Here is a 410-nt window from a genome sequence, read left to right as displayed (position 1 = left end):
GATTCCCACCCTATCGTGGCGAATCACGTCATTAACGCCAAACGCAACGGGGCGAAAATCATCGTCTGCGACCCGCGCAAGATTGAAACCGCGCGCATCGCCGACATGCACATCGCGCTGAAGAACGGCTCGAATATCGCGCTGCTCAACGCCATTGGCCACGTTATTATTGAAGAGGATCTGTACGATAAATCCTTCGTCGCCAGCCGTTCCGAGGGCTTCGAGGAGTATCGCAAAATCGTCGAAGGCTACACGCCGGAGTCGGTGGAAGAGATAACCGGCGTCAGCGCTCAGGAGATCCGCGCCTGCGCCCGGATGTACGCCAGCGCCAAATCCGCCGCCATCCTGTGGGGCATGGGCGTCACCCAGTTCTACCAGGGCGTGGAGACCGTGCGGTCGCTGACCAGCCT

1 protein-coding gene is annotated in these 410 nt (G+C 59.8%); it reads left to right on the top strand.

Features of this window, described 5'->3' with window-relative positions; translation table 11 throughout:
* A partial coding sequence (locus tag PGR09_RS24535; protein ID WP_430916584.1) for a molybdopterin-dependent oxidoreductase occupies positions 1-410 on the top strand: 410 nt, incomplete at both ends.

The sequence above is a fragment of the Klebsiella sp. 141251 genome (assembly GCF_050600725.1).
Lineage (GTDB): Bacteria > Pseudomonadota > Gammaproteobacteria > Enterobacterales > Enterobacteriaceae > Klebsiella > Klebsiella aerogenes.
The sequence above is the reverse complement of the archived record's forward strand: the minus strand, read 5'-3'. Positions and strand labels throughout refer to the sequence as shown.